The 9323-nt window shown below is 73.1% G+C and carries 8 protein-coding genes; 2 read left to right on the top strand and 6 right to left on the bottom strand.

All coding sequences use genetic code 11. The features are described from left to right. Nucleotides 1-52: 52 nt before the first annotated feature. The 6 genes from alr to glmS all read right to left on the bottom strand — a co-directional run bounded on the left by alr (nucleotide 53) and on the right by glmS (nucleotide 7084). Nucleotides 53-1225, bottom strand: a complete 1173-nt coding sequence (gene alr, locus OG788_RS27215) for an alanine racemase (RefSeq protein WP_406374045.1) — start codon at nucleotides 1223-1225, stop codon at nucleotides 53-55. A gap of 136 nt (nucleotides 1226-1361) precedes the next feature. Next, nucleotides 1362-2258, bottom strand: a complete 897-nt coding sequence (locus OG788_RS27210; RefSeq protein ID WP_406374043.1) for a L,D-transpeptidase family protein — start codon at nucleotides 2256-2258, stop codon at nucleotides 1362-1364. Nucleotides 2259-2563: 305 nt separating this feature from the next. Next, nucleotides 2564-3994 carry an NAD(P)H-hydrate dehydratase gene (locus tag OG788_RS27205; RefSeq protein WP_406374041.1) on the bottom strand — a complete coding sequence of 477 codons (1431 nt, stop codon included), beginning with the start codon at nucleotides 3992-3994 and terminating at the stop codon, nucleotides 2564-2566. 132 nt (nucleotides 3995-4126) lie between these two features. Next, nucleotides 4127-4498, bottom strand: a complete 372-nt coding sequence (locus OG788_RS27200) for a holo-ACP synthase (protein WP_351537869.1) — start codon at nucleotides 4496-4498, stop codon at nucleotides 4127-4129. Between the two features lie 129 nt (nucleotides 4499-4627). Further along, nucleotides 4628-5137 carry a hypothetical protein gene (locus OG788_RS27195; protein ID WP_406374039.1) on the bottom strand — a complete coding sequence of 170 codons (510 nt, stop codon included), beginning with the start codon at nucleotides 5135-5137 and terminating at the stop codon, nucleotides 4628-4630. Nucleotides 5138-5236: 99 nt separating this feature from the next. Next, a complete protein-coding gene (gene glmS, locus OG788_RS27190) occupies nucleotides 5237-7084 on the bottom strand; it encodes a glutamine--fructose-6-phosphate transaminase (isomerizing) (protein WP_406374038.1) in 1848 nt (615 codons plus the stop codon). A 168-nt stretch (nucleotides 7085-7252) separates the two neighbouring features. On the opposite strand from glmS, the gene coaA reads away from it, so the two are divergent. Both coaA and OG788_RS27180 read left to right on the top strand, forming a co-directional pair. Further along, nucleotides 7253-8242, top strand: coding sequence for a type I pantothenate kinase (gene coaA, locus OG788_RS27185; RefSeq protein ID WP_266761778.1), 990 nt, complete (start codon nucleotides 7253-7255; stop codon nucleotides 8240-8242). Between the two features lie 94 nt (nucleotides 8243-8336). Next, the gene (locus tag OG788_RS27180) at nucleotides 8337-9290 is read left to right on the top strand and encodes a DUF389 domain-containing protein (protein ID WP_406374036.1); all 954 of its coding nucleotides are present in this window, start codon (nucleotides 8337-8339) and stop codon (nucleotides 9288-9290) included. The last annotated feature ends 33 nt before the right edge of the window (nucleotides 9291-9323 follow it).

Here is a 9323-nt window from a genome sequence, read left to right as displayed (position 1 = left end):
GCCCGCCGCACTCCGCTCGCCGGGCCCCGCGCACCTGTTCGGCTAAGGGGTGTTACCCGCCTTGTTCCTCTTTCACATTCACGTAGACGCGTGGAACGCGGGTTCCGATGCGCGTGACGATTTCGTAGGCGATCGTGCCCGCCGCGCGCGCCCAGTCCTCGGCGGTCGGCTCGCCGCCGTCGCCGGGCCCGAACAGGACCGCCGGAGCGCCGGGCTCCGGCTCGTCACCGCCGAGGTCCACCACGAACTGGTCCATGGCGACCCGGCCCGCGACCGTACGCCACTTGCCGCCGACCAGGACGGGACCGGTGCCGGAGGCGTGCCGCGGGATGCCGTCCGCGTAGCCGACGGGGACCAGGCCGAGCGTGGTGTCGCCGGGGGTGACGTAGTGATGGCCGTAGCTCACGCCGTGGCCCGCCGGAACGTGCTTCACCAGCGCGAGCGAGGCGCTCAGCGTCATCACCGGGCGCAGTCCGAGGTCGGCCGGGGTGCCGAGCTCCGGGCTCGGCGAGATCCCGTAGACCGCGATCCCGGTCCGTACGAGGTCGAAGTGGCTCTCGGGGAGGGTCAGCGTCGCGGGCGAGTTGGCGATGTGCCGCACCTCGGGGCGGACGCCCTGCTCCTCGGCGTACGCCACCATCTCGCGGAACAGCTCCAGCTGGGCCTGGATCGAAGGGTGCCCCGGCTCGTCGGCGCAGGCGAAGTGCGACCAGAGTCCGGTGACGTTGATCAGTCCGCGCGCCTCGGCGGCCAGTGCCCCGGTGACGAGCTCCGGCCAGTCGGCGGGCTGGCAGCCGCCGCGCCCGAGACCGGTGTCGGCCTTGAGCTGCACGCGGGCGGGCGCGCCGACGGCCTCGGCGGCCGCCACGACCTCCCGCAGCGCCCACATCCCGCTGACCGACACGTCCACATCGGCCTCGATGGCCTCCGCCCAGGGGCCGCCCGGGGTCCAGAGCCAGCACATGATGCGCCCCGGCAGGCCGGCCGCCCTCAGCGCGAGCGCCTCCTCCGGGGTGGCCGTGCCGAGCCAGGTGGCGCCCGCCTCGCGCGCCGCGCGGGCGCACGGGACCGCGCCGTGGCCGTACGCGTCGGACTTGACCACGGCCATCACGGCCGCCGTCGGCGCGTGGGCACGCAGGGTCCGCACGTTGGCTCGCAGGGCGGCCAGATCGATCTCGGCGCGGGCGCGCAGGGGCGCCGTCCGCGGGTGTGCTGTCTCTGTCATCGCGCCCCAGTCTCTCAGAGGGGGACGACAGCCTTCCGGCACCGGTCCCCGGGACGGCCCCGGGGACGGACCGAGGGCAGGCGCGGGATGGCCCGGGGGCTGACCCGGGGGCTGACCAGGGGACGGTTCCACCGCCCTAGCTGCCGGACCTTCGGCCCCACACGTAGACGCGGTCGCCCTTCCTGAGCACGCTCCAGAGCGCGCGGGCGTCGGCGAGCCGCAGATTCACGCAGCCCATCGAACCGCCGGTCGTGCGGATGCTGCCGCGGATGGCGTGGAAGGCCTGGCCGCGACTGAAGAACTGGGCGTACGGCATGGGGGTGTTGTAGAGCGTCGACCAGTGGTTCCGGTGCTTCCAGTAGATCGTGAACCAGCCGGTCCTGGTGCGGTGTCCGGCCCCGCCGCTGCGCATCGGCACCGGCCCGTACAGGATCCTGCCGCGCTGCTGCACCCAGGTGAGCCGACGGGTGAGGTCGACGCAGGCGACCCGGTAGGAGCGGGCCGGGCAACCGCGGCCTGCGTTCGCCTCGCTCCGGGCGGAGAGCAGCCGCATGCGGGCCCAGGTCAGCGGTCCGGCGAACCCACCGGCCGGCCGGATGCCCTGCTCCACCTGGAAGGCGCGGATGGCCCGGCAGTCGGCCGCCGACTGCTTCCCGTCCACCGTCAGCCTCAGCCATCGCTCGACCTGCCGCTGGTACGGACCCGTCCGCCCGCCGCAGGCCACCGCCGGGCCGGCGGCCCCGTCGCCGAACGGCACGGACGCGAGCGGCGCGCCAGCGCTCGCGGAAGTGCCCTGCGGTTCCCGCGCTTCCTCCCCCGCGGCGAGCGTGTCCACGGCCGGGGGCACCGGGTCCAGAGTCTCGCCCCGCCACGGCGGATACGGCCCCTTCACCGCTCGGAGCACCGACTCGCCGGCGGGCCCGGAGGCGGGCAGGGGCGGCGTGGGCGCGGCCGTCGCCGTCCCCACGGGCACGGCCGCCACCACCGCCAGCAGCACCGCGATCCCCCGACACACCCTTCGTCTGATCATCATGCGATCAGCCATACGCAACGGCGTGGTGCCCCCGAGTGAGCCGCGCGGAAAGGGTCGCCCGATGTGGGCAACGCGTCCGGGGGCCGTCAGACCAGGCAGACCTCCGTCGGTGGGCTCCGCCACCGATGGGCGCCACCGTCCACCGGCCCCGGGCGCGGGTAGAACCGGGTAGGAGCCCGGTCCCGGCGGCCAGGTACGGGGCCGGTTCCAGGGCCAGGTAGGGGCCAGGTTCCAGGACCGGGTAGGCATGGCCAGGTAGGGGGCCGGTTCCAGGGGCAGGGGCGTGAACGAGGGGCCGCCCGGCGTCAGTCGCGTACGTCGCGCCACGCCTCCGGGATCGCGGCGGCCACGTCATGTGCCCCGGCGGGCGCGCCGTCCGCCGCGAAGCGCCCCGCGAGCCCGTGGAGATACGCGGCGACGCTCCCCGCGTCGATCGCGCGGAGCCCCGCCGCCAGCAGCGACCCCGCCAGCCCCGACAGCACGTCCCCGCTCCCCGCGGTGGCCAGCCACGCCGTCCCCGTGGCGTTCACCCGCACCGCCCCGCCCGTGGGGTCGGCGACCAGGGTCGTCGCCCCCTTGAGCAGGACGGTCGCCCCGTACAGCCCCGCGAGCTCCCGCGCGGAAGCGAGCCGCGCCGTCTCCACCGCCTCCCGCGGGACCCCGAGCAGCGCGGCGGCCTCCCCGGCGTGCGGGGTCATCAGCGTCGGCGCGGTGCGGGCCCGCACCGCCTCCCGCCCGGCGAGCCGCAACCCGTCCGCGTCCACCAGCACCGGCACGTCCGCGTCCAGCACCTCCGCGACGGCCGAGGCGTCGTCCCCGGCCCCGGGGCCCACCACCCAGGCCTGCACCCGGCCCGCCTTCGACGGCCCCTTGTCGGACACCAGCGTCTCGGGAAAGCGCGCGATGACGGCGTCCGCGGCGGGCCCGACGTACCGCACGGCCCCGGCCCCGCCCCGCAGCGCCCCGGACACGGCGAGCACCGCGGCTCCGGGGTAGCGGGCGGACCCGGCGGCGATCCCGACGACACCGCGCCGGTACTTGTCGCTCTCCGCCCCCGGCAGGGGCAGCAGGGCCGCGACATCGGCGTGCTGGAGAGCTTCCAGATCGGCCGGCTCCGGCAGATCGAGCCCGATGTCGACGAGGCGTACGGAACCGGCGTACCCACGCGCCGGATCGATGAGCAGTCCCGGCTTGTGGGTGCCGAAGGTGACGGTCAGATCGGCGCGGACCGCGGCGCCGAGCACCTCTCCGGTGTCCGCCTCGACACCGCTCGGAAGATCGACGGCGACGACGGCGGCACGGGACGCGTGCGCGAGTTCGGCGAGCCGTGCGGCGTCCGGCCGCAGACCGCCCTTGCCGCCGATCCCGACGATGCCGTCGACGACGAGATCGGCCCGCCGCACGAGCGGTTCGGCGGCGTCGGGCGAGGCCGAGGTGCCGCCGGCGCGGAGCAGCGCCGCCAGTCCCCCCGGGTGCGTCCGTCCGGGGGCGAGCAGCACCGCGGTGACGCCGGCGCCGCGCCGGGCGAGGCGCGCCCCCGCGTACAGGGCGTCGCCCCCGTTGTCCCCGCTGCCCACCAGCAGCACCACCCGGCGGCCGTACACCCGGCCGAGCAGGTCCGCGCAGGCGGCGGCCAGCCCGGCGGCCGCCCGCTGCATCAACGCCCCCTCGGGAAGCCGTGCCATCAGCTCCCGCTCGGCGGCCCTTACGGTCTCCACGCTGTACGCAGTACGCATGGAGCCGAGTCTCCCGCACCGGCGCACACGGTGCGCCCCGTCCAGGTCGGCTCCTCCGGCCGCCGTACCGCCCCCGCCGGGGTCGGCCCTCCCGGCCGCCGGACCCCCTCCGGGCGGAAGCGGACGCTCCGGCTAGCCCTCCGCCACCACCACCGCCGAGGCCACCCCGGCGTCATGACTGAGCGACACATGCCAGGACCGCACGCCCAGTTCGGCGGCCCGGGCCGCCACCGTGCCCTTCACGCGCAGGCGCGGCTGTCCGCTGTCCTCGACGAACACCTCGGCGTCCGTCCAGTACAGCCCCGCCGGGGCGCCCAGCGCCTTGGCGAGCGCCTCCTTCGCCGCGAACCGCGCCGCGAGCGAGGCGATGCCCCGCCGGTCACCGCTGGGCAGCAGCAACTCACGCTCCACGAAGAGGCGTTCGGCCAGCCCCGGCGTCCGCTCCAGCGACGCCCGGAACCGGTCGATCTCGGCCACGTCGATACCGACCCCGATGATGCTCATGTCCGCACCCTACGGCGGTCCGGACACCCGACGTGCCCAGGTGGCGGGCGACGCACACCGCGCGCGTCTGCCCCGGCCGCCCGACGCGCCGACGGCGATCCACCTGGCCGGACGGTGCCGACGACCCCTTCAGAGAACGTCCCGCAGATCCACCACCGACCGGTCCTCCGTCAGGTGGGCGCGGGAGCGGCCCTCGGCGAACATGTCCCGCAGATGCATTCCGGGGAAGTCCAGGACATCGCGTCGGCCGGCCAGCGCGATCCGGACCCGCAGCCGGCTGTCTCCGTCGAGGACCAGCACGTCGCACCAGTCCGGCTCCGGCGCCTCCAGGCCGATCAGAGTGATGCCGTCCTCGGCCATCCGGTCGACCCAGGCGGCCAGATCGTCCAGCAGCCACGCCATGTTCATCCAGGACGGCGCGCCGGCGGCGGGCTGCCAGTCGTACGTACGGCGCGCCTCGCGTCCGGTGCCGGGCGGCTCGCCTTCGGCATACACGGGCGGCTCCGACGGACCGCCGGTCTCGGTGAACGCGAGGGAGCGGGACCGCAGCGTGAGCGCGGTGACGCGGAAACGGTCGCACCCGAGGTCGAAGGCGACTTCCGAGGCGTGACCGAGAAATTCACTGTCCGGATCGACCATGCATCCCCCTTCCCGGGGATATCCACCATGGACATCCCCCCTTCCCCGGGAGAATGGAGAGCCGCCCCCCGACCGGCCGGCCGGCGGGGCGGGCCCGTCTCACTCCACCGTCACCGATTTCGCCAGGTTCCGGGGCTGGTCCACCTCGTTCCCCCGGGCGGTGGCCAGCTCGCAGGCGAAGACCTGCAGCGGGACCGTCGCCACCAGCGGCTGCAGCAGCGTCGGCGTGGCCGGGATGCGGATCAGGTGGTCGGCGTAGGGGACGACCGCCTCGTCGCCCTCCTCCGCGATCACGATCGTACGGGCGCCCCGGGCCCTGATCTCCTGGATGTTGGAGACGATCTTGTCGTAGAGGACGGACCGGCCCCGAGGCGACGGCACGATCACCACCACCGGCAGATCCTCCTCGATCAGCGCGATCGGGCCGTGCTTCAGCTCGCCCGCGGCGAAGCCCTCGGCGTGCATGTACGCCAGCTCCTTGAGCTTCAACGCGCCTTCGAGGGCGACCGGATAGCCCACGTGGCGGCCGAGGAACAGCACCGTGTCCTTGTCGGCGAGGGAGCGCGCGAGCTCCCGTACGGGCTCCATCGTCTCCAGGACCCGCTCGACCTCGCGGGAGATGCGGGACAGCTCCCGGATCACGGCCTGGATCTCGTCGCCCCACTTGGTGCCGCGTACCTGGCCCAGGTACAGCGCCACGAGGTAGCAGGCCACCAGCTGGGTCAGGAAGGCCTTGGTGGAGGCGACGGCGACCTCGGGGCCGGCGTGCGTGTACAGCACGGCGTCCGACTCGCGCGGGATCGTCGAGCCGTTGGTGTTGCAGATCGCGAGCACCTTGGCGCCCTGCTCACGGGCGTGCCGCAGCGCCATCAGCGTGTCCATGGTCTCGCCGGACTGCGAGATCGCGATGACGAGCGTACGGCGGTCAAGGATCGGGTCCCGGTAGCGGAACTCGCTGGCCAGCTCCACCTCGCACGGGATGCGCGTCCAGTGCTCGATGGCGTACTTGGCGATCAGTCCGGCGTGGAAGGCGGTCCCGCAGGCGATGATGACGACCTTGTCGATCTCGCGCAGCACCTGGACCGGGATACGCACCTCGTCGAGCGTCAGCGAACCGGCCGTGTCGATCCGCCCCAGCAGGGTGTCGGCGACCGCCTTGGGCTGCTCGGCGATCTCCTTGAGCATGAAGTAGTCGTAGCCGCCCTTCTCCGCCGCCGACGCGTCCCAGTCGACGTGGTACGAGCGGACCTCGGCGGGGCTGCCGTCGAAGCCGGTGACGGTCACGCCGTCCCGGCGCAGCTCGACCACCTGGTCCTGCCCCAGTTCGATCGCCGACCGGGTGTGGGCGATGAACGCCGCGACGTCCGAGGCGAGGAAGGCCTCGCCCTCTCCGACACCGACCACCAGCGGCGAGTTCCGGCGCGCCCCCACGACCACGTCCGGATCGTCGGCGTCCACCGCGACCAGCGTGAACGCTCCCTCCAGACGACGGCACACCAGCCGCATCGCCTCCGCCAGGTCCGCGCACGAGGAGAACTCCTCGGCGAGCAGATGGGCGACCACCTCGGTGTCCGTCTCGGAGGCCAGGTCGTGGCCCCGCTCGGCCAGTTCGGCGCGGAGCAGCGCGAAGTTCTCGATGATGCCGTTGTGGACGACGGCGACCCGGCCCGCGTTGTCGAGGTGCGGATGGGCGTTGGCGTCGGTGGGTCCCCCGTGGGTGGCCCAGCGGGTGTGCCCGATCCCCGTCGTTCCGGCCGGCAGCGGCCGGCCGCCCAGCTCCTTCTCCAGGTTGACCAGTTTCCCGGCCCTCTTCGCGACGGCGAGACCCCCGTCCGCCAGGACGGCGACACCCGCCGAGTCGTATCCCCGGTACTCGAGCCGCTTCAGTCCGGCCATCACCACGTCGAGCGCCGACTGCGACCCCACATAACCCACGATTCCGCACATGGCGGCAGCGTACGGTCCCCCGCCCGCCCGAATCAGGCTCACCGTGCCCGATATCGGAAATTCTGGCGCCCTTGGCGACGGCCTCCGGGCTCCCTGGACCCGTCCGGGGAGCACCCGGCGTGACGGACCCCACCCTCCATCCCGTCCATACTCCCGTAACAATGGACTGTGATCTCTCCGGTCTCCTCGTTGCCGCGGAGCGCCCACCGGTCCAAGCCGGAGGCGACTCCCTACGTCGACCTCACCCGTGCCGAGTGGAGCGCGCTGCGCGAAAAGACGCCGCTCCCGCTGAACGCCGAGGAGGTCGAGAAGCTGCGCGGTCTGGGCGATGTCATCGACCTCGACGAGGTGCGGGACATCTATCTGCCGCTGTCCAGACTGCTGAATCTGTACGTCGGCGCCACGGACGGACTCCGAGGCGCTCTGAACACCTTCCTCGGTGAGAAGGGCTCGCAGTCCGGCACACCGTTCGTCATAGGCGTCGCGGGTTCCGTGGCCGTCGGCAAGTCCACCGTCGCCCGACTGCTCCAGGCGCTGCTCTCCCGCTGGCCCGAGCACCCCCGGGTCGAGCTGGTCACCACGGACGGCTTCCTGCTCCCCACCAAGGAGCTCGAGGCGCGCGGGCTGATGTCCCGCAAGGGCTTCCCCGAGTCGTACGACCGCCGGGCCCTGACCCGGTTCGTCGCCGACATCAAGGCGGGCAAGGGCGAGGTGACGGCCCCCGTCTACTCGCATCTGATCTACGACATCGTGCCCGGCGACCGGCTCACGGTCCGCCGCCCCGACATCCTCATCGTCGAAGGCCTGAACGTGCTGCAGCCGGCCCTGCCCGGCAAGGACGGCCGCACCCGCGTCGGCCTCGCGGACTACTTCGACTTCAGCGTGTACGTCGACGCCCGCCCCGAGGACATCGAGCGCTGGTACCTGAACCGCTTCCGCAAGCTCCGCGCGACCGCCTTCCAGAAGCCCGACTCGTACTTCCGCAAGTACACCCAGGTCTCGGAGGAGGAAGCCCTCGACTACGCCCGCACGACCTGGCGCACCATCAACAAGCCCAACCTGCTGGAGAACGTGGCCCCCACCCGGGGCCGGGCGACCCTCGTCGTGCGCAAGGGCCCGGACCACAAGGTGCAGCGCCTGAGCCTGCGCAAGCTGTAGTCCCCACACAGGCGTCCTCCATGGCGGTCCCTCACGCCCGCCCGGGCCGGAACCGCCGTACGGCCGCCCCGTCCATACGACTACTCTGCGCCCCATGCTGCACCTGCGACTGATCACTCCCGCCGACCGGACCGACGACGTGGTACGCCTGATCGAGAAGACGGTCGGCACCACGCACCTCGTCGTGATCCCGGGTGCCGCCCGCAATCCGGCGGGCGATGTCGTGATGTGCGACGTCGCGCGCGAGGCGGGCGACGAACTCATCGGCGCCCTACGGGAGTCGGGGCTCGACCGGACCGGTTCGATCGCCGTCGAGACCATCGACCTGTCACTGTCGAAGCGGGCCGACGAGGCGGAGGAGGAGGCGCCCGGCGAGGGCGCGGACGCGGTGCTGTGGGAGCAGTTGAGGGACGCGACGCACGAGGAGTCGACGCTCAACGTCACCTATCTCGCGTTCCTCACCGTGGCCACGATGCTGGCGGCCTGCGGTGTGATGCTCGACAACGCGATCCTGATCGTCGGCGCGATGGCCGTGGGGCCGGAGTTCGGGCCGCTGGCCGGCATCTGCACCGCGCTGGTGCAGCGCGCCCCGCAGCTGGTGTGGCGGTCGCTGTGGGCGCTGCTCGCCGGTTTCGCGGCGGCGATGGTCATCACCGCGGGCTTCAGCTGGCTGATGGACGTCTTCGGGCTGTTCGAGAAGTCCATGGTCGAGGCGGACCGGCCGAACACGGCGTTCATCTGGAAGCCGGACTGGATGTCGTTCGTGGTGGCGTTCCTCGCCGGGATCGCCGGGACGCTGTCCCTCACGTCCGCCAAGTCGGGCGCCCTGATCGGCGTCGCGATCTCGGTGACCACGGTCCCGGCCGCCGCGAACGCCGCCGTGGCCCTCAGCTACACGGACTACGCCCAGACCTGGGGATCCACCAAGCAGCTGCTGTTCAACCTGCTCGGCATCGTGGTCGCCGGCACGCTCACGCTGCTCGCCCAGAAGTGGTTCTGGGCGATGCAGCGCAAGCGCCAGGTCGCCCGGCCGGAACCCGCCCGGTAACAGGCGGCCCGGCGAGGTCACCCGCCGAAGACA

It is taken from the genome of Streptomyces sp. NBC_00647 (genome assembly GCF_045207245.1).
GTDB lineage: Bacteria > Actinomycetota > Actinomycetes > Streptomycetales > Streptomycetaceae > Streptomyces.
This window is presented reverse-complemented; position numbering and strand designations above follow the sequence as displayed.